Below are 21,070 nucleotides of genomic sequence, written 5' to 3' on the forward strand. Positions count from 1 at the left end.
GTCTACGTTCGGCCTCGGACACGCGACCTAGGCTGGGCGCATGGCTACTCCCGAGTTCGTCCTCGACCTGCGCGAGAAGATCGGCACCGCTCCCCTGCCCCTCGTCGGTGTGACGGCGGTGGTGTTCCGCGACGAGAAGGTGCTGCTGGGCAAACGCGCCGACAACGGCAGCTGGCAGCCGGTGTCGGGCATCGTCGATCCCGGCGAGGAGCCGGCCGACGCCGCGGTGCGCGAATGCCTCGAGGAAGCGGGGATCACGGTGCGCGTCGACCGACTCGCCCTGGTCCACCAGATCCCGCGCATCACCTACGACAACGGCGACCAGGTCGACTACCTCGATCTCGTCTTCCGCTGCACCTGGGTCGCGGGAGACCCCCACCCGGCCGACGGCGAGCTGACGGAGGTCGGCTTCTACGACCTGGGCGCCATGACGGACGTGACCCCCGAGCACGTCCGCAAGGTCGCGCTCGCCATCCCCGAGGACGACCCCGCGACCTTCCGGGGCGGCCGGTGATGCCCGACACCGCGCTGGACGCCCTGCTCGAGGGTCTCGCGGCGGACCGGGGCAACCCCGGAGGCGGCACCGCCGGAGGCGTCATCACCGCCATCGGCGCCGCCCTCGGACAGATGGTGGCCCGCTACAGCTCGGATGTCGCCGAGGCGGCGGGCCTGAACGAGCGCTTGGGTTCGCTTCGAGCCCGAGCGCTCGCGGCGGCCGAGCGCGACGGCGAGGCGTCCGGCGCGCTGGGCGCGGCGCTGCGCCCAGCCGAGGACGGCTCCGAGGACGACCGCGATCGGCGGATCGTCTCCGCAGTCACCGACGCCGTCCAGACCTCGGCCGAGCTCGGCCGCGTGGCGCTCGCCGTGCTTTCGGAGCTGACGGACCTGTCGACCCTCGGCAACCGTCATCTCCTGGCCGATGTCGCCGTCGCCCTCGACGCGGTCGCGGCGGGACTGGGCGCAGCGGCCACCAACCTCCGCGGTGGGCTGACGCTCGCCGCGGCGCACGGCGACGCGAGGGCGCTCCACGACGCGCACGACGATCTCGCGCAACGTCTGCTCGACGCCCGGCGCGAGGCCCGCGCGCTGGCCGAACGGCTCGGCGAGCCCTGACGGCGCGCGGTCTCGCGACGCCCGGTCAGTCGCCGCGCAGCACCTCGAGCGCGTGGGCGAGGTCGGGGGCGTAGGCCGCCGCGAAGGTCGACCACTCCCCCGTGACCGGGTGCGCGAAGGCCAGCCGGTGCGCGTGCAGCCACTGCCGGGTCAACCCCAGCCGGGCCGACAGCGTCGGATCAGCTCCGTAGAGCGGATCGCCCGCGCACGGATGGCGGTGCGCCGCCATGTGCACCCGGATCTGGTGGGTGCGGCCGGTCTCGAGATGGATCTCGAGCAGCGACGCCCCCGGGAATGCCTCGAGCGTCTCGTAGTGGGTGACCGAGTCCTTACCGGTCGGCGTCACCGCGAACTTCCAGGAATGCGAGGGGTGCCGCCCGATCGGCGCGTCGATCGTGCCCGCGAGCGGGTCGGGATGCCCCTGCACCACGGCGTGGTAGATCTTCTCGACCTCGCGCTCCTTGAACGCGCGCTTGAGGGCGGTGTAGGCACGCTCGCTCTTCGCGACGACCATGAGCCCGCTGGTGCCGACGTCGAGGCGATGCACGACGCCCTGCCGCTCGGCTGCGCCGGTCGTGGCGATGCGGTAGCCCGCGGCCGCGAGGGCGCCGAGCACCGTCGGTCCGTCCCAGCCGAGAGAGGGATGCGCGGCCACCCCGGCGGGCTTGTCGACCACCACGATGTCGTCGTCGTCGTGCACGATCCCGAGGTCGGGTACGGCCACCGGGACGATCTGCGCCTCGGCGCGCTCCTCCCAGAAGACGTCGAGCCATCCGCCGGCCGTCAGCTTGTCGGACTTGCCGAGGGTGCGCCCGTCGAGGGTGACGCCGCCGGCGGCCGCCACTTCGGCGGCGAAGGTCCGCGAGAACCCGAGGAGCTTCGCCAGCGCGGCGTCGACCCGGATGCCGTCGAGGCCGTCGGGGACGGGGAGCGCACGTTGCGGCATGTCAGGCTTCCGCGGAGGCAGTCTCGACGGCGTCATCCTTCGCCGCCGGCCGGTCGCGCGTCCCGTCGAAACGGATGCCGATGACGACGAGGATCGCGACCGAGATCATCATCGTCACGATGAAGATGTCAGCGACGTTGTAGATCGCGGGGCGGAACCACAGCCACATCCAGGGCGTGTGGATGAAGTCGATGACGTGCCCCTCGGGGAACCCGGGCGCGCGGAACAGCCGGTCGGTCAGGTTGCCGAGCACGCCGCCGAGGAGGAGGCCGAGCACGATCGCCCACGACCGGGTGCGGACGCTCCGGACCGCCAGGACGATCACGGTGGCGGCGACGACAGCGAGGGCGAGTGTGAACACCCAAGTCACCCCGGTGCCCAGCGAGAAGGCGGCCCCGGGATTCTTCGTCAGGTAAAGCTGGAAGAACTCACCCAGCACCGGGACCTCGCGCTGATACGGCAGACCCTCGAGTGCCAGATGCTTCGTGAACTGGTCGGCGGCCAGCACCACTGCCGCGAGAACCGCGACGAGGGTACCGGCCGCCGGACCGTTCAGTCGTGTGTGCGACGCCAAGGATTACGCGCCGGCCGAGACGCCGGTCGTGTCGAGGTCGCGGAGCTTGCTCTCGATGAAGCCACGGAGCTGACCGCGGTAGTCCTTCTCGAACTGCTGCAGGTCGGAGATGCGACCCTCGAGCGAGACGCGCTCGGCCTCGAGACGGGCGACCTCGTCGCGGCCCCGGGCCTCGGCCTCGGAGATGATCGACGCGGCCTGAGCCTGAGCGTCCGAGATCAGCTTGTCGCGCTGGGCCTTACCCTCGGCGACGTGCTCGTCGTGCAGGCGCTGGGCGAGCTCGATGATGCCCGCCGACGCGGCAGCGGGGGCCGGGTCGGACGCGGGAGCCGGAGCCGGCTCGACAGCGGCGACGGGCGCCGGAACCTCTTCGACGACGTTCTCGTCGTTCGAGGATGCGGCCGGGGTCTCGCCGGACTCGTACGCGGCGAGCTTCGCCTTGAGCTCGTCGTTCTCAGCGATCGTCTTGCGCCACTCGACGACGATCTCGTCGAGGAAGTCGTCGACCTCATCGGGGTCGAAGCCTTCCTTGAATCGCACGTGCTGGAACTGCTTGGTGACGACGTCTTCAGGGGTCAAAGCCATGGTGTTGTCCTCTTTCAGGGCTCACGACGCGGGCCGGTCAGCCGGCACCCGCCGCAGCGGGCCGTACCCGACCAGCATAGTCCGACGCCTTCGCAGCCGCGACGACGCCGGCAGGAGCGGGTCAGGCGGCTGCGATCGCGCGCGTGATCGACAGCAGGATGAAGCAACCCAGCATGGTCAACGGGAATGCCAGGTCGATCGCGATGACGCCGAGTCGGATCGGAGGGATGACGCGGCGCAGGGTCTTGATCGGCGGGTCGGTCACGGTGTACACGACCTCCGCCACCACGAGGATGACGCCGCGTGGGCGCCATTCCCGGTTGAACAGCGGGATGTACTCCAGGATCAGCCGGACGAACAGGATCAGGATGTAGACGAGGAGTGCGAAGTAGACGATCGAAGCGATCAGGCCGACGACATCCACGTCAGATCACTGAGCGAACGGCGCCGCCTCGGGCTCAGCCTGAGCCACGGCGCCGTCGCCGGAGACGGCGATGTTCTCGGGCGAGAGCAGGAAGACCTTGCTCGTCACACGCTCGATGCGGCCGTAGAGACCGAGGGACAGACCGCTGGCGAAGTCGATCAGACGGCGCGCGTCCGCGTCGCTCATCTGCGACAGGTTGATGATGACCGGGACACCCTCGCGGAAGTTCTCGGCGATGACCTGAGCGTCGCGGTACTGCTTCGGGTGAACGGTCAGGATCTCGCTGACGGTGCCCGTCGTCGGCTGACGCACGACGGCGGGGCGGTGCAGGGGCGTGACGGGCGCGGCCGGCTTCTCGACGGGCTTGTCACGGCGGGCCTGCTGCTGCTCGGCTTGCGGCTCTTCGTACATTTCTTCCTCATCTGCGAGGCCCAGGTACACCATGGTCTTCTTCAGCGGGTTCGACATCGCATCCTCCGTTTGCTCGTCTGTTCCGAGGCTATCCGCGGTCCGGGCGCGGTCCCGTGATTGCCGACCCGATCCGCAGGTGTGTCGCACCTGCGGCGATCGCGTCGACGAAATCGCCGGTCATTCCGGCGGAGATCCAGGTCGCATCGGGCGCGACCGAGCGCAGGGCCGTCGAGGCCGCGGCCAGCCGAGCGAACGCGTCGGCCGGCTCCTCCCCGAGGGGAGCGACGGCCATGACGCCGCGCACGCGCAGCGAGGGGCACGACGTGAGGACGTGCTCGCCCAGCGCCTCGACCTCGTCGGGGCGTGCGCCGCCCCGCGCGGGGTCGTCGGTCAGATTGACCTGCAGCAGCACGTCGAGCGGCTCGCCCTCGGGATCGGCCGCATGCAGGGCGTCGGCGATCCGGGAGCGGTCGACCGAGTGGACGGCATCCGCGGCGGCGCGCACAGCGCGTGCCTTGTTCGTCTGGGCCTGCCCGACGAAGTGCCAGCGCAGATCCGCCGCTCCCTCGAGGACGGCGCGCTTGGCCGTGAGCTCCTGCTGACGGTTCTCTCCGACGTCGCGCACGCCGAGCGCGTGCAGCCGAGCGACGAGCTCGGGCGGATGGAACTTCGTCACGACGATGCGCGTGACATCGTCGGGCGCACGACCCGACGCCCGCACCGCGGCGGCGATGCGGGCGTCGACGTCGGCGAGCCGTTCGGCAAGATCCGACATGGACGGGACGGTTACTTCAGGAAGTCGGGGATGTCGAGGTCGTCGTCACCGAACACCGAGTCGTACGAGTCGTTCTTGGCAGCGACGGGCACGGCGTCCTTGGTCTCGCGACGCTCGACCGGCTCGGGCTTGACGGCATCTTCGGCCGGAACCTCGGGCAGCACCGGCGGTGCCGACGGACGAGCCGCCGCGATCGGCTCGATGCGGGTCTGGGGCTCGCCGCCGTCGAAGCCGGCAGCGATGACGGTGACGCGGACCTCGTCGCCGAGGGTGTCGTCGATCACGGTGCCGAAGATGATGTTGGCCTCGGGGTGCGCGGCCTCCTTCACCAGCTGGGCCGCGTCGTTGATCTCGAAGATGCCGAGGTTCGACCCACCCTGGATCGAGAGCAGCACGCCGTGCGCGCCCTCGATCGAGGCTTCCAGCAGCGGCGACTCGACGGCCAGCTCGGCCGCCTTGATCGCGCGGTCGGCACCGCGGGCGGAGCCGATGCCCATGAGAGCGGAGCCGGCTCCCTGCATGACCGACTTGACGTCGGCGAAGTCGAGGTTGATGAGACCGGGGGTCGTGATGAGGTCGGTGATGCCCTGGACACCCGCGAGGAGCACCTGGTCGGCGGTCGCGAAGGCCTCGACCATCGAGATGCCGCGGTCGCTGATCTCGAGCAGGCGGTCGTTCGGGACGACGATGAGGGTGTCGACTTCTTCCTTGAGCTTCGACACGCCGGCCTCGGCCTGGCTCTGACGACGACGGCCCTCGAACGAGAAGGGCTTGGTCACGACACCGATGGTGAGAGCACCGATCGACTTCGCGATCCGCGCGACGACGGGTGCGCCACCGGTTCCGGTGCCACCGCCCTCACCCGCGGTGACGAACACCATGTCGGCGCCCGCCAGCGCTTCCTCGATCTCTTCGGCGTGGTCCTCGGCGGCGCGGCGGCCCACCTCGGGATCGGCGCCGGCCCCGAGGCCGCGCGTCAGCTCGCGGCCGACGTCGAGCTTGACGTCCGCGTCGCTCATGAGCAGCGCCTGGGCGTCGGTGTTCACCGCGATGAACTCCACACCCCGCAGCCCCAGCTCGATCATCCGGTTGACGGCATTGACGCCGCCACCGCCCACACCGACGACCTTGATCACCGCGAGGTAGTTCTGGTTCTGGCTCATGCCGGCCTCCATCTTGTCCCGAACCCGTGCTCTTAAACCTTCAACCTCATGTAGAGGTTTAAAGAATTGCCGAGTATGCAATTCCTGAGTTGAAGTTACGCACTGCACGACTCCCCGCCGGGATGCGGGCGGCGTGTCGCGACATCCCGGGATGACCGGATTCCCGGACCGCGCTCAGGCTCCGACGACGCCGGCCGGATCGAGGCGTGTCAGCGGACGACGGCGGCCTGCGGCGACGACACGTCGTACCCCGACGCGTCGGGGCGGACGGTCATCAGCTGCGCGAGCGTGACCGCCTTCTTGCCCGATTCCGAGGGACCGCCCCACACGACCGAGCGACCGTCGGCGAGGGTCAGAGTCACGTCGTTCGGCGTGGTCGCCGAGATCGTCGTCACCTGAGGGCGCAGGTCTTCGGGAAGCGCCCGGAACACCTGCCCCGCCGCGGTGAATGTCGGGGACGTCAGCCCGCCTTCGACCTCGATCAGAGGATGGCCGGCGGGGGGCTCCGGCGTCGTGGACAGTGCGACCCCTGCGGCATCCACGAGCGTGTATCCCGCATCGCCCTGCACCGCCCCGACGGGCGTGCGCTCCACGATCCGTACGATCAGCTCATGCGGCGGACGCGCCTCGAGACTGTAGGACTCGACGAGCGGGAACGAAACGAGGGCAGCCTTGATCGCACTCTCGTCGATGAGCGGCATCGGCGTGCCGAGCTGGTCGGAGAGAGCGGTCTGCACGGCGCCCGCGTCGAGCTGGCTCGTCCCGACCACCGTGACCCGCTCGACGGAGAAGAGCGGGCTGTACGCGGCCCCGACCGAGCCGAGGACGAGCGCCGCCACGATCGAGAGCGACACGATCCACACGCGCCGGCGGCGACGCTGCCGGGCCGTGAACCGACGCACCTCGCGCCGCAGCGCCCGGCGCCGTTCGCGCGCGGCGCTCCAGACATCGCGGGGTGTCAGTGTGGCCGTGTCGCCGGCATCACCGGAGACGGCGGAGTCGGATGGCGTCGCGGCGTCGGCCGGCCGCGTCGGCGGGTCGAACGGGATGATCGGAGCGATGCCGTAGTCACGACCGCGTTGCTGCCACAACTCCTCGATCGGCTGCGTCTGCGCCTGATCGCCCGCATCCGCCGGCGACGCGTCCCGCCGCGGCGGATCGACGCGACGAGGCGTCAGCGCGGACCGATCCGCGTCACCCCTCCCCTGCGTGCGCGTTCCGTTCGGCCGCGACGGCGGCGGGAGCGGGCTCGGCCGGCGCACGGACTACTCCCCCGTCCGCGCCAGCGACTGCAGGACCTGCGGAATGATGAGGTTGACGTTGCCGCATCCGAGGGTCACGACGAAGTCGCCGTCGCGCGCGACCGTCGCGGTGTAGTCGGCGGCGGCCTGCCAGTCGGCCACGAAGTGCACGTTCGCGGGGTCGGCGAACGCCCCGCTGACCAACTCGCCCGTGACGCCGGGAACCGGGTCCTCGCGGGCCCCGTACACGTCGAGGACCACGGTGTGGTCGGCGTGCGACTCGAGGACATCGGCGAACTCGCGGAACATCTCCTGCGTGCGCGAGTACGTGTGGGGCTGGTGCAACGCGATGATGCGGCCTGAGCCAACGACCGTCCGCGCTGCCGCCAGGGCGGCGGCGACCTCGGTGGGGTGATGGGCGTAGTCGTCGTACACGCTGACGCCGCGCGTGACGCCGTGGAGCTCGAACCGGCGCGCGGTGCCGCCGAAGCCCTCGACCGCTCGGACGGCGCGCTCGAGGTCGTGGCCGAGCGCGACGAGCACGGCGACCGCACCGGCGGCGTTGACGGCGTTGTGGGCGCCGGGCACGGCGAGGCGCGCCTCGACCGTCCGCCCGCCGTACGTCAGCGAGAACGCGACGGGTCCATCGGTCACGATCGATGTCAGGCGCAGATCGGCCGACGCATCCTCCCCGAAGGTGACGACGTTCCGATGCGTCAGGCCTGTCGCCACGCGGCGCGCGCCGGGGTCGTCGGCCGAGATCACGACCGCCTCGCGCGCACGCTCGGCGAAGGTGACGAAGCCCTCGTAGAAGGCGTCCCGCGTCGCCCAGTGGTCGAGGTGGTCGGGGTCGACGTTGGTGATGAGCGCGACGGAGGTGTCGTACAGCAGGAAGGTGCCGTCGGACTCGTCGGCCTCGATGACGAAGAGGTCGTCGTCGCCGGTGCCGCTGGACACGCCCAGGTCGGCGATCACGCCGCCGTTGACGAAGGTCGGTCGCGTCCCCAGCCCGCGCAGGGCCGTGACGATCATCCCGGTCGAGGTCGTCTTGCCGTGCGCGCCGGCGACCGAGACCAGCCGGCGCCCGCCGATGAGCCAGTGCAGCGCCTGCGACCGGTGGATGACGTGCAGGCCGCGCTCCTTGGCGAGCAGGAACTCGGGGTTCTCGGGCCAGATCGCCCCCGTGTGCACGACGGTGTCGGCATCGTCGGGAAGGTGAGCGGCGTCGTGGCCGACATGCACCGTCGCGCCGCGTGCGGCCAGCGCGCGCATCGTGGGGCTGTCGGCTCGGTCGGAGCCCGACACGCGGATGCCGCGATCGAGGAACATGCCGGCCAGACCGGACATCCCCGATCCACCGATGCCGATGAAGTGCGCGGCACGGATGTCGGCGGGGATGGGAAGGCTCAAATCGGGTCTGATCATGACCCGTCAAGTCTAGGTCGCCGAAGCCGGACGCCCGCCCGCCACGCCCGTCGCGACGCCGTCAGCGGGCGGACGCCTCGTCGAGCATCGCGACGACGTTCGCCGCGCCCTCACGCGTGCCGACGGCCTCAGCCGCGCGGTGCATCTCGTCGAGCGCGGCGGCGTCGGCGAGCAGCGGCACGATCTCGGAGCGCACCCGCTCGGGAGTGAACTCCGCGTCGGCGATGATGCGCGCGGCCCCCGCACGCACCGCGTCGGCGGCGTTGAGCGCCTGCTCGCCGTTACCCACCGCGTAGGGGACGTAGACCGCCGGGATGCCGAGCGCGCTGACCTCGCTCACCGTCGCGGCGCCCGAGCGCGAGACGACGAGATCGGCGACCGCGAATGCGAGGTCCATGCGGTCGAGGTACGGCACGACGCGGTAGTCGGATGCCGCCGGCGCCGCCGTCTCGTTCCGCTCCCCCGTCGCGTGCAGCACCTGCCAGCCGGCGGCCACGAGGTCTCGCCAGGATCCCGCGAGCGCCTCGTTCAGACGGCGCGCGCCCAGCGAGCCGCCGAAGACGAGCACGACGGGGCGGGCGGGGTCGAGGCCGAACGCCTCGGCGGCCTCGGCGCGGCGTGCTCGCCGGTCGAGGTCGACGATCTCGCGTCGCAGCGGCATCCCGACCACACGCGCCCCGCGCAGGGGCGTGCCGGGGAACACGATGCCGGTTGCGACCGCGCCGCGGGCGCCGAGGACGTTGGCGAGTCCGGGGCGGGCGTTCGCCTCGTGCACGATGTAGGGCACCCGTTCCCGCTTGGCGGCGACGTAGGCCGGCGCCGCGGCGTACCCGCCGAAGCCCGCGACGACGTCGACGCCGTGTCGTCGGATGTGCGCCCGCACCTGGGCGACGGCGCGCAGCCACCGGACGGGGAAGCGCGCCGCCGCCGCGTTCGGCCGGCGCGGGAAGGGCACCTTGTCGACCACGAGCAACTCGTAGCCCCGTTCGGGAACCAGGCGGGACTCGAGGCCCTCACGGGTTCCCAGCACGAGCACGGTGTCGTCGGGGCGCCGCTCACGCAGAGCGTCGGCGACAGCGAGGAGCGGATTGACGTGCCCAGCGGTCCCGCCGCCGGCCAGGAGGTACGTGGTCACCGATCGAGCCTACCGGCGCGCGGCACCGGCCCGGATGGGCTCGACGCGCGCGACTGCCCCGGCCGGCGCACCGGGCAGCGGCGAGCGGACCGGCAGCGTCCGCGCGAACGACAGCAGTACGCCGCAGGCCAGCAGCACCGACATGAGCGAGGTGCCTCCCTGCGACATGAACGGCAGCGGAACACCGAGCACGGGGAACACCCGAAGCACGACGCCGATGTTCACGAGCGCCTGGCCGACGATCCAGATGGTGATGCCGCCCGAGACGATGCGGACGAACGGGTCGTCGGTCTTGCGGATGACGTGGAAGGCCCCGACGGCGAACAGGGCGAAGAGGGCGAGCACGACCGCGCAGCCGATGAGCCCGAGCTCTTCGCCGACGATGGCGAAGATGTAGTCGTTCGCGGCGGCCGGCAGCCACTGGTACTTCTCGCGCGAGTTGCCGAGCCCCAGCCCGAATATCCCGCCGCTCGCGAGCGCCCAGATGCCGTGCAGCGGCTGATAGCACGAGCCTGCGTCGGCGAAGTAGCAGTCGGTCGAGTCGACGTTGAGGAAGCTCATGATGCGCGCCATGCGGTTCGGGCTCGTGACCGCGAACACCGCCGCCGCCGCCACCACGCCGATCAGGGGCAGCAGGAACAGGCGCAGCTTGACGCCGGAGAAGAACAGGCAGCCGAGGAGGATCGCCATGACGATCATCGCCGTGCCGAGGTCGTGGCCGGCCATGATCGTGCCGATCACGAGCGCGCCCACCGGGACGACGGGGATGAACACGTGCTGCCACTTCGTGAGGAGCGTGCGCTTGCGGTACAGCACGAAGCCGAGCCAGACCGCGAGCGACAGCTTCAGGAACTCCGACGGCTGCGCCTGGAACCCGGCGATCGAGATCCAGTTCGTGTTGCCGTCGTTGTGGACACCCAGCCCCGGGACGAACACCAGCAGCTGCAGCAGGAGGCCGACGATCAGGGCCGGCCACGCGATGCGCTTCCAGAAGCTCACCGGCATCCGGCTGGCGATGAACATCATCGGGATCGCCACCGCGGCGAAGACCGCCTGCTTGAGGAAGGTGTCGAAGGGGCTCGCGTTGGCCGTCGCCATGGTGGCCGACAGCACCATCACCAGACCGAAGCCGGTCAGGATCAGCGCCGTCGAGGCCAGCAGCAGGAACTCGCTCGGGACGGGCGCGAAGACGCGGCCGAGCGACACTCGCGCGGCGAAGCCCCCCCGCCCGGACGAAGCGGTGTCAGTGTCCGCCGTCGGACCCATCGGGCTGCTCGGTGTCGTGGTCACCGTCTCCCCTTCCGATCCGTTCCCGTACGGCCTGCGCGAAACGGCGGCCGCGGTCGGCGTAGGAGGCGAACTGGTCGAAGGATGCCGCCGCCGGAGCGAGGAGCACGACGTCCCCCTCGCCGGCGACTCCGACCGCCAGTTCGACGACCCGAGCCATGACATCCTCAGTCTGAGTCGCGTCGACCTCGAACAGGGGCACCGCGGGCGCGTGTCGCTCGAACGCGGCCACGACAGCGGCCCGGTCCTCGCCGATGACGATGGCGGCCTTGGAGGCTCCCCCGCGGGCCGCGACGAGCGCCGAGATGTCGACGCCCTTCAGCAGGCCGCCGACGACCCAGACCGCGCCCGGGAAGGCGGCGAGCGACGAGGACGCCGCGTGCGGGTTGGTGGCCTTGGAGTCATCGACCCAGGTGATTCCCGCCGCCCGTGCGACGACCTCGATGCGGTGGGGATCGAGACGGAACGCGAGAAGCGCGTCGCGGATCGCCGCGGGCTCGACATCGAGCGATCGCGCGAGCGCGGCGGCCGCGAGGATGTTGGCGACGACGTGGGGCGCGGCCAGGTCGCGCGCGGCGAGCTCGTCGACGGTCGTCAGCTCGAGCGCCGACGTGTGCCGCTCGCCGTGGAACGCGCGATCGACGAGGATGCCGTCGACGAGGCCGACATCGCTCGGGCCGGGGACGCCGAGGTCGAAGCCGATGGCGCGGCATCCCTCGATCACCTCTGCCTCTTCGACCATCTCGCGGGTCGCGACGTCGGACTTGTTGTACACGCACGCGATACGCGTGTTGCGGTACACGAGCGCTTTCGCGTCGCGGTAGGCCGAGAAGGACCCGTGCCATTCGAGGTGGTCGTCCGCGAGGTTGAGGCAGACGCTCGCGTGAGGCGACGGCTGCCCGGCCTCGGCGGCGAGGCCGAGATACCAGAGCTGGTGGCTCGAGAGCTCGACGACGAGCACGTCGAACCCCGAGGGGTCGCGCACGGCATCGAGCACCGGCACACCGATGTTGCCGCACGGAGCAGCGCGCAGCCCGCCCGCGACGAGCATGGATGCCGTCAGCTGCGTCGTCGTCGTCTTGCCGTTCGTCCCGGTGATGAGCACCCAGTCGGCGGGACGCCCGTCGGGACGCACGACCTTGTCGCGCACGCGCCAGGCGAGCTCGATGTCGCCCCAGACGGCGACGCCGCTCTCGCGCGCCCAGCGGATGACCGGATGATGCGGGGGGAAGCCCGGCGAGGCGATGATCACCTCGGGCGCGTGAGCGACGAGCGCGTCGGGGACCGTCTGGAGGCTGCCGTCGTAGAGCGTCGCACCGATGACCGGGAGCAGCCGGGCGTACTCGGCGTCTGCGCCCTCCGTCGCGACCAGGACACGTGCACCCAGCTCGGTCAGCGTGTCGGCGACGGAGAAGCCCGTCACCGACAGGCCGAGCACCGCGACGCGCAGGCCCGTCCAGTCGGCGTTCCAGCTCGTCAGGGAGTCGACTCGCGCGGTCATACCGCCGCCAGCCATGCGACGTAGAAGAGGCCGACGCCGCCCACCGCGAGCATCCCCGCGATGATCCACATGCGCACGACGATCGTGACCTCGGGCCACCCACGCATCTCGAGGTGGTGGTGGAACGGGCTCATGAGGAACAGTCGTTTACCGCCCGTCGCCTTGAAGTAGTAGCGCTGCAGGATCACCGAGCCGGGAGCGATGATGAAGACACCCGCGATGATGACCGCAAGCAGTTCGGTGTGCGAGAGCACCGCCATCGCGACGATGACGCCGCCGATGGCCATCGAGCCGACATCCCCCATGAAGACCTTGGCCTTCGGGGCGTTCCACCACAGGAAGCCGACGAGGGCGCCGACGAACGACGCCGAGATGATCGTGAGGTCCATCGGGTCGCGTGTCGTGTAGCACGCGGCCTCGTACGCCGGAACGAGCGCGCCGCTCGCGCAGCGCTGCTGGAACTGCCAGAACGTGACGAGGCTGTACGCGGAGATGGTGAAGATGCCCGCGCCGGTCGCGAGGCCGTCGAGCCCATCGGTCAGGTTGGTCGCGTTGGACCACGCCACCGCCTGGAACGAGATCCACGCGAGATAGAGCACCCAGCCGATCACCACGCCGAGGGTCATGAACGACAGCCAGTCGATGTCGCGGAAGAACGAGATGTACGCGCTGCCGGGCGTCTCACCGCTGGCGTTGGGGAACATGAGCGCGGCGATGCCGAACGGCACCGCGACGATGATCTGCCCCGCGACCTTGCGCCATCCCGAGAGCCCGAGGCTGCGCTGCTGCCGCACCTTCATGTAGTCGTCGATGAAACCGACGACACCGAGGCCCACCATCATCCAGATGACGAGCAGGCCGGAGATGGTCGGCGGCGCTCCCCCGGTGAAGGTTCCGATGAGATAGCCGACGACGGCGCCGACGATGAAGATGATCCCGCCCATCGTGGGCGTGCCCCGCTTGGCGTGGTGGCTCGGGTTCGTCGCGTCGTCGGGGGTGCGGATGACCTGACCCCAACCGAGCTTCTCGAAGAGCCGGATGAAGAGCGGGGTCAGGAACAGGGTGAACGCGAGCGAGATCGTCGCGGCCGTCAGCAGGGATCTCACGAGAAGAATTCTCCCAGACGATCACCCAGGTGCCGCAGACCCGCCGAGTTCGACGACTTCACCAGCACGCGGTCGCCGGCCCGCAGCTCGCCGACGAGGTAGTCGTAGGCGGCATCCGCATCGGGGAAGAAGACCGCTTCGCCGTCCCACGAGCCCTCGCCGACCGCGGCGAGGTACAGGCGTCGCGCCTCGGCGCCCACGACGACGATGCGCTCGATGCGCAGACGGACCGCCTGCAGGCCGACTCGGTCGTGCTCCTCGCCGGCGTAGTCGCCGAGCTCGCTCATCGCGCCCAGGACGGCGACCTTGCGCTGGTCGGGCCCGGTGATCTGGGCGAGTGTCCGCAGCGCGGCGGCCATCGAGTCGGGGCTGGCGTTGTACGCGTCGTTGATGATGCGGACGGCGTCCGATCCCAGCGGCTGCATGCGCCAGCGCTCGGCGAGCTCGACGGTCTCGAGGCGCGCGACAGCGTCGGTCAGCGAGACACCGAGCTCGATCGCCGCGGTGATCGCGGCGAGGGCGTTCATGACGTGGTGCTCGCCGAGCACGCGCAGGCGCATCGGAACGCGCTCGTCGCCCGCGACGACCACGCAGGTCGTGCCGGATGCATCGACCTCGACGTCCTCCGCCCGGACCTCGGCGGCCGGTCCGCGACCGAACCACCGGACCCGCACGCCGCGAGCCGCAGCGACCGGGGCCATCGTCGCCACGCGGGCATCGTCGGCGTTCAACACCGCGACGCCGCCCGGGCGCACCGCTTCCACGAGTTCGGTCTTGGCGCGCAGGGTCGCCTCGACCCCGCCGAAACCGCCCGCGTGAGCCATGCCCACCATGAGGACGACCCCGACGTCCGGCGTGACGAGCCCGGCCAGACGCGCGATCTGTCCCGAGCCGTCGGCGCCGAACTCGCTTACGAGGAAACGGGTCTCGTCGGCGACGCGGAGCATCGTCAGCGGCGCGCCGACCGAGTTGTTGAACGAGGCGCGCGGCGCGACCGTCGGCCCCTCGTCCTCGAGGATGCGCGCGAGCAGGTTCTTCGTCGTCGTCTTGCCGTTCGAGCCCGTGATGCCGACGACACGCAGCTCGCCGCCTGCCCGGACGCGGGCCACCACCTCGCGGGCGAGGTCGGCCAGCGCCGTCACCGCATCGGCGACCACGATCTGCGTGATCGGGGCGTCGACGGTGTGCTCGACGATCGCGACTGCCGCGCCCGCCTCGGCGGCCGCCGGCACGAAGAGGTGGCCGTCGGTGGCGTCGCCCGGCTTCGCGACGAAGACGTCACCGGGTCCGATATTGCGCGAGTCCGTGTCGACGGTGCCCGCGACCTGCGTCTGCGGGGTGGCGTCGCCGAAGAGATGGAGCGTGCCCGAGAGCACGGAGGCGATGTCGGACAGGGGCAGCGAGATCATGATTCAGTCCTCGGACGCGCGGTGGCGCATCACTGGGTAACGGGGAGCAACGGCGTCTGCGAGTCCGAGGGCATGATCCGGTAGTGCTTGAGCACCTGGGTCATCGCCTTCTGGAAGGCGGGACGGTTCGCGGCGGACAGTCGCAGCGTCTTGGGCTCATCGAATGCGGTCAGGACAACATACTTCGGATCGTCCGCCGGCGCGTAGCCGACCAAAGAGGTGTAGTAGAGGTTGTCCTTGTAGGCGCCGGTTTCGGGGTCGACCTTCTGAGCCGTACCGGTCTTACCCGCCATGCGGTACCCCGGCACCGCGATGTCCTCGGCGAGCGTGCCCTGCGTGAACACGTTCTCGAGCATGACGCTCACCTGCTCGGCCGTGCTCTCCTGGATCACGCGCTGCGGCTCGGGAAGCTCGGGCTCGGTCACCGTGCCGTCGGAGGCGGTGCACGACTCGACGAGGCTCAGCGGCTGGCGCACGCCGCCGTTCGCGATCGTCTGGTAGACGCTGGCGACCTGCGGAGCGGTGGTCGTGAACGCTTGACCGAAGGTCGTCGTGTAGTAGGTCTGGTTGTCCCACTGCTCGGTGGGGATGTAGGTGCCCTTGGGCTCCCCCGACCAGTTGAGCGCGGTCCCCTCGCCCACACCGAACTTCTTCAGGTACTCGAGCCGCGTCGCGGGGTCGACCTGCGCGCCGAACTGCGACAGAGCGACGTTCGAGGACGTCACGAGACCGCCCGTCAGGGTCAGGTTCTGGGCCGCGTGGTGCTCCGAGTCGTTGACGACCGCGCCGTTGGGGAACTCCATGCGGTCGGGGCTCCAGGCCGTCGACAGCGGCGTCAGGCCGGCGGCCTCGATCGCGGTGGCCGCGGTGACGGGCTTGAACGTCGAGCCGGGCTCGTAGGAGTCGCGGAACAGCCGGCTGCCGCGATCGGCGGGGTCGGAGCTCGCGATGTCGTTGAGGTCGACGCTCGGATACTCCGCCGCTGCGCGGATCTTGCCCGTCGCGACCTCGACGACCAGGATCGACCCGCTCTCGGCGCCGAGGTTCTGGGTCTGCTCGGCGATCAGCTGCTGCATGTACCACTGCAGGTCGCGATCGATCGTCAGCCGCAGGGTGCCGCCGTTGACCGGGGCGGGATCCTGCACCTGCGTACCGGGGATGACGACGCCGTCGAGCCCGCGCATGTAGCGGATCGAGCCGTCGCTGCTCTCGAGGCACGAGTCCTGCAGCGCCTCGACGCCCTCGAGCGGGGTCTCGTCCGACCCGACGAATCCGATGACGTTGCCGGCGACCGCGCCGTCGGGATACGTGCGGTGCGGGTGCGCGTCGAAGCCGATGAACGGCAGGTTGAGGTCCGCCAGCGCGCGGTACTGCTCCGTGGACAGGCCGCGGTCGAGGTACGCGAACCGCGACTCGGGGTCGGCGGCGACGGCGGTCGTCACGATCGCCTCGACCTCGGCGACATCCTGTTCGGTCACCGCGGCGATCTCGGTCGCCAGCTCCGACCACGTGACCACGACGGTCTCGCCGGCGTCGTTCTTGCGCTTGATGCCTTCGACGGCGAGCTTCGGATCGATCTTGGCGTCGTACACCGACGTGGTGGTGGCGAGCGTCGCACCGTTCGTGTCGGTGATGTCACCGCGCGTGCCGTAGAGCTTCGCGCCGACCTCCATCGCGAGGTTCCGGGCGTCGGTCTCGTGGTCGTCGGCGTTCACGACCTGGATGTCGACGAGGCGCACGATGAACGCGACGAGGATGATGAGGACGATCAGGAGCGCGACCACCGTGCGGCGGCGCGGACTGCGGGTGGCTCGTGTCGTCATGGGTCTCAGTGTGTGGTCGGGGCGGGCAGGCCGTCGGCGATGGGCGGGGGTGTCGCGCGATCGGCGCCGACCATCTCGTCGACGCTCGTGCCGGTCTCGAGGCTCGCGGCCGGATCCGTGATGAGCGGCACCCCCGCCACGAGCGAATTGCCGACCGCGGCGCGGCCGAGCGCGTCGACGTTGGAGTCACCGCCCGCTGCGGCCGACGTGCCGAGAACGGCCCCGTCGCTGAGCCGGAGGTAGTTCGGCGCTTCGGCGATCACCATGCCGAGCGCGGTGGCGTTGGCGGCGAGGAACTGCGGCGATCCGAGGCCCGCGATGTCGTCTTCGAGGATCTGCTTCTGCCAGGTCAGCTGCCGTTGCTGCTGCGTCAACGACGAGATCTCGTACGACGTCTGCGTGGTGAGGATCGACAGTCCCATCTGCACCGCCCCGATGAGGACGGCACCGGAGACCGCGACGACTCCGTAGAGCATGCGCGGACGCCGACGTGGAGCCGCGGCCGAGACGAGCCGCAGCTCGCCGTCCCGCCCGCGCTCCCGCGGAAGGCGGCCGGGAACGGCCGAGAAGAAGTCGTCACCGAGTTGCGACTCGATGCGGGCGGTGTTGTCGCCGTTCACAGTGCCTCCTTCACCCGTTCTGCCGCGCGCAGCCGCACCGGCTTCGCTCGCGGATTGCGTTCACGTTCTTCGTCGCTGGCCATCTCGGCGCCCCGCACCAGCAGCCGGAACCGCGGTGCGTGCTCGGGCAGCTCGACCGGGAGGCCGCTGGGCGCCGTCGACGCCGAGGCGTCGGCGAACACGCGTTTGACCAGGCGGTCCTCGAGCGACTGGTACGACATCACGACGATGCGTCCGCCGACGTTCAGCGCGTCGAGCGCCGCCGGCAGGGCTCGTTCGAGCACCGCGAGCTCGGCGTTGACCTCGATGCGCAGCGCCTGGAACACGCGCTTGGCCGGGTGCCCTGAACGCTCGCGCTGCACTGCCGCGGGGGTCGCGGCCACGAGGACGTCGACGAGCTCGCCCGATCGCGTGAGCGGAGCTCGGCCGCGCGCCTCGATGATGGCGCGAGCGTAACGGCCCGCGAGCTTCTCTTCGCCGTAACGCTCGAAGATCCGGCGCAGGTTTCCCTCGCTGTACGTCGCGATGATCTCGGCCGCGGTCGTGCCCGCGGTCTGATCCATGCGCATGTCCAGGGGCGCGTCCTGCGCGTAGGCGAAGCCCCGGCCGGCCTCGTCGAGCTGGAACGATGAGACGCCGAGGTCGAACAGGATGCCGTCGACGCGGTCGACGCCGGCGGATGCCAGGGCATCGGCGATGCCGTCGTAGACGGTGTGGACGAGGTGCGCGCGGTCGCCGAAACGCGCGAGCCGCTCCCCGGCGATGCGCAGGGCGTCGGTGTCGCGGTCGAGTCCGATCAGCCGCGCGTCGGGAAAGCGCTCGAGCAGGGCCTCGGAGTGACCGCCCATTCCCTCGGTCGCGTCCACGACGACAGCGCCCTCGCGCTGGAGTGCGGGGGCGAGCAGCTCGACGCAGCGCTCGAGCAGGACGGGAGTGTGGATGTCGGAGTTCGTCATGATGCGGCGGGTCCGATCCGGAGCCCTGATCCCCCTCCGCTGCGACCTGACACCGGGGAAGTGCGTCAGGGCCAGCGGCTGAGGATCACGGCCACGGGTCAGAAGAGTCCCGGGATCACCTCCTCCTGCATGTCGGAGTAGGCGTCCTCGTTGCCGGCGGCGTAGGCGTTCCATGCGTCGGCGTCCCAGATCTCGGCGTGTGCGCCGACACCGGTCATGACGAGCTCCCGCCCGAGGCCGGCGTAGGTACGCAGGTGCGGCGGCACAGTGATGCGGTTCTGGCTGTCGGGCTTCTCGGCGCTCGCGCCCGAGAGGAACATGCGCTGGAAGTCGCGCGCCTGCTTGTTCGTCAGCGGCGCCTCACGGATGCGCTCGTAGACGCGCTCGAACTCGACCGTGCTGAAGACGTAGAGGCACCGCTCCTGGCCACGGGTCACGACGACACCGGGACCGAGGTCGTCGCGGAACTTGGCGGGGAGGATGACGCGGCCCTTCTCGTCGAGTTTGGGGGTGTGCGTGCCGAGAAGCATGGTGCTCCACCACCCCCTCCCGGCCCGTCGGTACACGCCACTTTACTCCACTTTCCTCCACTCCACTATGGGTTCGCCGCCACTCCCTCCCCCGAGGCACAAAAAAGAGCACCGACCCGGAGGTCGGTGCTCTTCAGTCGAGGTGCGTCGTCAGCGTTCGCCGTTGCGACGGTCCCAGCGCTCGTTCATGCGATCCATGAAGTTGGCCGAGGAGTTCGTGGGCTTCTTCGTGCCGGCCGTGCCTGCCGATCGACCCACGGTGCCGTTGCGGGCCGGGGTCAGCGCGAGGACGACTCCGGCGACCATCACGACGAAGGCGACGACGCCGATCGCGATGATGCCGGTCGAGACGCCGACGATGAGACCGCCGAGGCTCAGCAGCACGAGGAGCGCGCCGTAGACGATGTTCCGGTAGCTGAGGGACTGCCCGTCTCGGGGCGCGCTCACCACGTCGGCCTCGTTGCGCATGAGATGGCGTTCCATCTCATCGAGCAGCCGCTGCTCCTGCTCTGACAGTGGCATGCATCCCCCTCTGTTCGGGTACCCGTGCGCCGATTCTACGCGCGCTGACGAGAACTAGGCTAGGCCCGTGACGACCTCGCCCGACCCGATTTCCGCCGTTTCCCAGCGACTGGAAAGCTTTGCCGCGGATCGACGGGCCGAGGTCGCCGGCCTGGGCGACGAGGCCGTCGATTTCGTCGAGGCGGCGCTCGCGTGCCTCCACGGCGGCAAACGCCTGCGCGCTCGGTTCCTGGCAGCCGGATTCGCGGCCGTGGGCGGCGACACCACGGGCACCCAGGATGTCGCCGGCGTGGCCGCCTCGCTCGAGGTCTTCCAGGCGGCGGCGCTCGTCCACGACGACCTCGTCGACAACTCCGACACCCGCCGCGGCCGGCCCGCCGCGCACCGCGCACTCGAGAACCACCACCGCCGCTCCGCCTGGGCCGGCGATGCCGAGCCGTTCGGGCGCGCTGCGGCCGTCCTGCTCGGCGACCTGCTCGTGGCCTGGTCGGATGATCTGCTCGAGCAGTCGATCGTGACGGACGGACGCGCCGCCGACGTGCGCCGGCAGTACGCCACGATGCGTCGCGATGTGACCGTCGGGCAGTACCTCGACGTCGCCGAGGAGGCGGCGTTCGCGTCCGCCCCCGAGGGCTCGCACGCCCAGCGGGCGCTGCGCATCGCGTCGTACAAGTCGGCGCGGTACAGCGTGCAGCAGCCGATCCTCATCGGCGCGGCTCTGGGCGGAGCGGACGACGCGCAGCGCGAGGCGTTGAGCAGCTTCGGACACGCCGTGGGTCTCGCCTTCCAGCTGCGCGACGACATCCTGGGCGTCTTCGGCGACGCCGCGGTGACGGGCAAGCCGTCGGGCGACGATCTGCGCGAGGGCAAGCGCACGGTCCTGATCGCCTACGCGTGCGAGACCCTCGACACCGAGTCCCGGCGCGAGCTCGAGGATGCGCTCGGCGACCGCGGCCTGGATGCTGCCGCCATCGCGCGACTGCAACAGCTCATCCGCTCCAGCGGCGCCGTCGAACGCCTGGAAAGCGACATCGCCCGCTTCGCCGCCGAGGCGGAGACGGCGCTCGATGACGCTCCGCTGACGGCAACAGGAATCAGCGCGCTCCGGGAACTGGCGCACGCAGCGATCCAGCGCTCCGCCTGATCGGCGGGTCAGGCGAGCGTCTGCGCGACGCGCCGCACCTCGGTCTTGCGTCCAGCGCGTAGCGCCTCGATGGGGGCCATGCCGATGGACTCCTCACGAGCGAACAGCCACTCGATCGTCTCGTCGTCCGAGAAGCCGGCGTCGTGCAGAACGGTGATCGTTCCGCGCAGCGACGACAACGGGGCGCCGTCGATGAAGAACGCAGCGGGAATGCGGAAGACGCCGTCCTGGCGGCTTCCGATGAGGTGATTCTCATCCAGCAGGCGACGGACCCGGCTCAGCGACTCCCCCGTCAGCTCGACGACCTCGGGCAGGCTCAGCCAGGACACGGGAATGACGGGGTTTTCGGCATCGCTCACCTCTTCACTATCCCACCTTCC

The 21,070-nt window shown here is 70.4% G+C and carries 23 protein-coding genes; 3 read left to right on the forward strand and 20 right to left on the reverse strand.

Annotation, left to right across the window (positions count from 1 at the left end; genetic code table 11):
• Positions 1 to 40 precede the first annotated feature (40 nt).
• Positions 41 to 514, forward strand: a complete 474-nt coding sequence (locus tag PUW82_RS12005; protein WP_274222514.1) for an NUDIX hydrolase — start codon at positions 41 to 43, stop codon at positions 512 to 514.
• Positions 514 to 1,113 (forward strand): cyclodeaminase/cyclohydrolase family protein, encoded by a 600-nt coding sequence (locus tag PUW82_RS12010; RefSeq protein WP_274222515.1) that lies wholly within the window; start codon positions 514 to 516, stop codon positions 1,111 to 1,113. The genes PUW82_RS12005 and PUW82_RS12010 overlap by 1 nt, the downstream gene beginning before the upstream one ends.
• Positions 1,114 to 1,138: 25 nt before the next feature.
• Here PUW82_RS12010 and PUW82_RS12015 read toward each other — a convergent pair whose 3' ends face one another.
• From PUW82_RS12015 to PUW82_RS12105, 19 genes are all read right to left on the reverse strand, one after another.
• Positions 1,139 to 2,059 (reverse strand): RluA family pseudouridine synthase, encoded by a 921-nt coding sequence (locus PUW82_RS12015; RefSeq protein WP_274222516.1) that lies wholly within the window; start codon positions 2,057 to 2,059, stop codon positions 1,139 to 1,141.
• Between the two features lies 1 nt (position 2,060).
• Complete coding sequence (gene lspA / locus PUW82_RS12020) at positions 2,061 to 2,633, reverse strand: signal peptidase II (RefSeq protein ID WP_420792750.1); 573 nt, start codon at positions 2,631 to 2,633, stop codon at positions 2,061 to 2,063.
• Between the two features lie 3 nt (positions 2,634 to 2,636).
• Positions 2,637 to 3,218, reverse strand: coding sequence for a DivIVA domain-containing protein (locus tag PUW82_RS12025; protein WP_274222517.1), 582 nt, complete (start codon positions 3,216 to 3,218; stop codon positions 2,637 to 2,639).
• Positions 3,219 to 3,339: 121 nt separating this feature from the next.
• Positions 3,340 to 3,642, reverse strand: coding sequence for a YggT family protein (locus PUW82_RS12030; RefSeq protein WP_274222518.1), 303 nt, complete (start codon positions 3,640 to 3,642; stop codon positions 3,340 to 3,342).
• A gap of 6 nt (positions 3,643 to 3,648) precedes the next feature.
• The gene (locus PUW82_RS12035) at positions 3,649 to 4,110 is read right to left on the reverse strand and encodes a cell division protein SepF (RefSeq protein WP_112613960.1); all 462 of its coding nucleotides are present in this window, start codon (positions 4,108 to 4,110) and stop codon (positions 3,649 to 3,651) included.
• 31 nt (positions 4,111 to 4,141) lie between these two features.
• Positions 4,142 to 4,828 carry a YggS family pyridoxal phosphate-dependent enzyme gene (locus PUW82_RS12040; protein WP_274222519.1) on the reverse strand — a complete coding sequence of 229 codons (687 nt, stop codon included), beginning with the start codon at positions 4,826 to 4,828 and terminating at the stop codon, positions 4,142 to 4,144.
• A gap of 11 nt (positions 4,829 to 4,839) precedes the next feature.
• Positions 4,840 to 5,991, reverse strand: a complete 1,152-nt coding sequence (gene ftsZ / locus PUW82_RS12045) for a cell division protein FtsZ (RefSeq protein WP_274222520.1) — start codon at positions 5,989 to 5,991, stop codon at positions 4,840 to 4,842.
• A 209-nt stretch (positions 5,992 to 6,200) separates the two neighbouring features.
• Positions 6,201 to 7,253 (reverse strand): cell division protein FtsQ/DivIB, encoded by a 1,053-nt coding sequence (locus tag PUW82_RS12050; protein WP_274222521.1) that lies wholly within the window; start codon positions 7,251 to 7,253, stop codon positions 6,201 to 6,203.
• A gap of 3 nt (positions 7,254 to 7,256) precedes the next feature.
• Positions 7,257 to 8,657 carry a UDP-N-acetylmuramate--L-alanine ligase gene (gene murC / locus PUW82_RS12055; protein WP_274222522.1) on the reverse strand — a complete coding sequence of 467 codons (1,401 nt, stop codon included), beginning with the start codon at positions 8,655 to 8,657 and terminating at the stop codon, positions 7,257 to 7,259.
• A 61-nt stretch (positions 8,658 to 8,718) separates the two neighbouring features.
• Positions 8,719 to 9,792 carry an undecaprenyldiphospho-muramoylpentapeptide beta-N-acetylglucosaminyltransferase gene (gene murG, locus PUW82_RS12060; RefSeq protein WP_274222523.1) on the reverse strand — a complete coding sequence of 358 codons (1,074 nt, stop codon included), beginning with the start codon at positions 9,790 to 9,792 and terminating at the stop codon, positions 8,719 to 8,721.
• 9 nt (positions 9,793 to 9,801) lie between these two features.
• Positions 9,802 to 11,082, reverse strand: a complete 1,281-nt coding sequence (gene ftsW, locus PUW82_RS12065) for a putative lipid II flippase FtsW (protein WP_420792751.1) — start codon at positions 11,080 to 11,082, stop codon at positions 9,802 to 9,804.
• Complete coding sequence (murD, locus tag PUW82_RS12070; protein ID WP_274222524.1) at positions 11,036 to 12,580, reverse strand: UDP-N-acetylmuramoyl-L-alanine--D-glutamate ligase; 1,545 nt, start codon at positions 12,578 to 12,580, stop codon at positions 11,036 to 11,038. The genes ftsW and murD overlap by 47 nt, the downstream gene beginning before the upstream one ends.
• Entirely contained in the window at positions 12,577 to 13,686 is a 1,110-nt protein-coding gene (gene mraY / locus PUW82_RS12075) for a phospho-N-acetylmuramoyl-pentapeptide-transferase (protein ID WP_274222525.1), read from the reverse strand. The genes murD and mraY overlap by 4 nt, the downstream gene beginning before the upstream one ends.
• Positions 13,683 to 15,095, reverse strand: coding sequence for a UDP-N-acetylmuramoyl-tripeptide--D-alanyl-D-alanine ligase (locus tag PUW82_RS12080; protein ID WP_274222526.1), 1,413 nt, complete (start codon positions 15,093 to 15,095; stop codon positions 13,683 to 13,685). The genes mraY and PUW82_RS12080 overlap by 4 nt, the downstream gene beginning before the upstream one ends.
• A 29-nt stretch (positions 15,096 to 15,124) precedes the next feature.
• A complete protein-coding gene (locus tag PUW82_RS12085) occupies positions 15,125 to 16,918 on the reverse strand; it encodes a peptidoglycan D,D-transpeptidase FtsI family protein (protein ID WP_274222527.1) in 1,794 nt (597 codons plus the stop codon).
• A 5-nt stretch (positions 16,919 to 16,923) separates the two neighbouring features.
• Complete coding sequence (gene ftsL / locus PUW82_RS12090) at positions 16,924 to 17,538, reverse strand: cell division protein FtsL (protein ID WP_274222528.1); 615 nt, start codon at positions 17,536 to 17,538, stop codon at positions 16,924 to 16,926.
• Positions 17,535 to 18,494 (reverse strand): 16S rRNA (cytosine(1402)-N(4))-methyltransferase RsmH, encoded by a 960-nt coding sequence (gene rsmH, locus PUW82_RS12095; RefSeq protein WP_274222529.1) that lies wholly within the window; start codon positions 18,492 to 18,494, stop codon positions 17,535 to 17,537. The genes ftsL and rsmH overlap by 4 nt, the downstream gene beginning before the upstream one ends.
• 98 nt (positions 18,495 to 18,592) lie before the next feature.
• Positions 18,593 to 19,024, reverse strand: a complete 432-nt coding sequence (gene mraZ, locus PUW82_RS12100) for a division/cell wall cluster transcriptional repressor MraZ (protein ID WP_274222530.1) — start codon at positions 19,022 to 19,024, stop codon at positions 18,593 to 18,595.
• 150 nt (positions 19,025 to 19,174) lie between these two features.
• Entirely contained in the window at positions 19,175 to 19,546 is a 372-nt protein-coding gene (locus PUW82_RS12105) for a DUF3040 domain-containing protein (RefSeq protein WP_274222531.1), read from the reverse strand.
• A gap of 67 nt (positions 19,547 to 19,613) precedes the next feature.
• Between PUW82_RS12105 and PUW82_RS12110 the strand changes: the two genes are divergently transcribed.
• Positions 19,614 to 20,690 (forward strand): polyprenyl synthetase family protein, encoded by a 1,077-nt coding sequence (locus PUW82_RS12110; protein ID WP_274222532.1) that lies wholly within the window; start codon positions 19,614 to 19,616, stop codon positions 20,688 to 20,690.
• Positions 20,691 to 20,698: 8 nt separating this feature from the next.
• On the opposite strand, the gene PUW82_RS12115 is transcribed toward PUW82_RS12110, so the two are convergent.
• A complete protein-coding gene (locus tag PUW82_RS12115) occupies positions 20,699 to 21,049 on the reverse strand; it encodes an Rv2175c family DNA-binding protein (protein ID WP_274222533.1) in 351 nt (116 codons plus the stop codon).
• Positions 21,050 to 21,070: the final 21 nt, after the last annotated feature.

The organism is Microbacterium thalli (genome assembly GCF_028737325.1).
GTDB lineage: Bacteria > Actinomycetota > Actinomycetes > Actinomycetales > Microbacteriaceae > Microbacterium > Microbacterium thalli.

Bases quoted from the DNA above. Each gene is read 5' to 3' on its own strand.
- PUW82_RS12005 (WP_274222514.1), top strand. From the start codon at position 41: ATGGCTACTCCCGAGTTCGTCCTCGACCTGCGCGAGAAGATCGGCACC.
- murD (WP_274222524.1), bottom strand. From the start codon at position 12,580: ATGACCGCGCGAGTCGACTCCCTGACGAGCTGGAACGCCGACTGGACG.
- PUW82_RS12035 (WP_112613960.1), bottom strand. From the start codon at position 4,110: ATGTCGAACCCGCTGAAGAAGACCATGGTGTACCTGGGCCTCGCAGAT.
- mraZ (WP_274222530.1), bottom strand. From the start codon at position 19,024: ATGCTTCTCGGCACGCACACCCCCAAACTCGACGAGAAGGGCCGCGTC.
- PUW82_RS12085 (WP_274222527.1), bottom strand. From the start codon at position 16,918: ATGACGACACGAGCCACCCGCAGTCCGCGCCGCCGCACGGTGGTCGCG.
- ftsZ (WP_274222520.1), bottom strand. From the start codon at position 5,991: ATGAGCCAGAACCAGAACTACCTCGCGGTGATCAAGGTCGTCGGTGTG.
- murC (WP_274222522.1), bottom strand. From the start codon at position 8,657: ATGATCAGACCCGATTTGAGCCTTCCCATCCCCGCCGACATCCGTGCC.
- PUW82_RS12040 (WP_274222519.1), bottom strand. From the start codon at position 4,828: ATGTCGGATCTTGCCGAACGGCTCGCCGACGTCGACGCCCGCATCGCC.
- PUW82_RS12025 (WP_274222517.1), bottom strand. From the start codon at position 3,218: ATGGCTTTGACCCCTGAAGACGTCGTCACCAAGCAGTTCCAGCACGTG.
- PUW82_RS12080 (WP_274222526.1), bottom strand. From the start codon at position 15,095: ATGATCTCGCTGCCCCTGTCCGACATCGCCTCCGTGCTCTCGGGCACG.
- PUW82_RS12015 (WP_274222516.1), bottom strand. From the start codon at position 2,059: ATGCCGCAACGTGCGCTCCCCGTCCCCGACGGCCTCGACGGCATCCGG.
- PUW82_RS12010 (WP_274222515.1), top strand. From the start codon at position 514: ATGCCCGACACCGCGCTGGACGCCCTGCTCGAGGGTCTCGCGGCGGAC.
- rsmH (WP_274222529.1), bottom strand. From the start codon at position 18,494: ATGACGAACTCCGACATCCACACTCCCGTCCTGCTCGAGCGCTGCGTC.
- PUW82_RS12105 (WP_274222531.1), bottom strand. From the start codon at position 19,546: ATGCCACTGTCAGAGCAGGAGCAGCGGCTGCTCGATGAGATGGAACGC.